Source organism: Spiroplasma sp. hy2, assembly GCF_044714365.1.
Lineage (GTDB): Bacteria > Bacillota_I > Bacilli_A > Mycoplasmatales > Mycoplasmataceae > Spiroplasma > Spiroplasma phoeniceum.
The window spans coordinates 1-953 of sequence record NZ_RXFZ02000275.1; the positions used below are offsets into that span (position 1 = coordinate 1).

Annotated in this window: 1 protein-coding gene; it reads left to right on the top strand. The window is 21.3% G+C overall.

Features of this window, described 5'->3' with window-relative positions; all coding sequences use genetic code 4:
• Positions 1-824: hypothetical protein (locus EHV01_RS06045; protein WP_422066671.1), on the top strand; the 824-nt coding region annotated here is incomplete at its 5' end.
• Positions 825-953: the final 129 nt, after the last annotated feature.

Here is a 953-nt window from a genome sequence, read left to right on the forward strand (position 1 = left end):
WWRATATTAAATCAGTTTATCGCTGAAATGGTAGTAGTGAACCACAAACACCCGAAATTGATGCTAAAACAGGTAAAATTACAAATTGAAATTTAAAAAGTGAAAATGAAAATAATAAATATGAAATTAAAATTTGAGATAATGATATTTCAGAAAATAATGTTCATCAATTAGAATCAAATCATTTTAATTGATTATCAATAACCAAAGAATTAGAATCAAACAATATTCCTTCACTCATTCCTGCTGAAATTAAGTTATCAGATGGTGAATATGGTAAATATCTAACTAATTTAATTGTTTCTAGCGAAAATCTAGAAAAATTATTAAATTTATTTTCTACAATAAAAAACAATATTTATTCTAAATTAAAATGAATAGATTTAATTAATCATATAAGCGAAAAAAATATTAAATTATCTTTTTCACAAAGCATTAAAATATTAAATAAAATTGAAATATCTGGAATATGAGGTTATGGAAACTATGATATAAATATTTTTATTGAAAAACCAAATGAAAAAATTATTCAAGGAAAAGATATAAACTTAGAATTAATCGAAAATACACCAATTGGAACTAAAATCAGCGGAAAAGATAGGAATACATATTTACAACTAATAGAATTTGATGTTTGATATCTTTGAAAAAATGGTGTTGAAGATGAAAAATCATATTCAAATAAAGCGGTTGTTGATTTTTTAAAACAATCAAATAGTATAATATTTTCCTATCTACCTATAAAAGAACAAATTAATATTAATAATTTACAACTATTTAGTAAGAATAATGAAAAATTATCATTAATTATTTTACAAATTTAAAAAAGAAGTTAAATATTTTATTCAACTTCTTTTAATTGTTTCAATTTGTAATTTTACCTGTTTTAGCATCAATTTCGGGTGTTTGTGGTTCACTACTACCATTTCAGCGATAAACTGATTTAATATSWR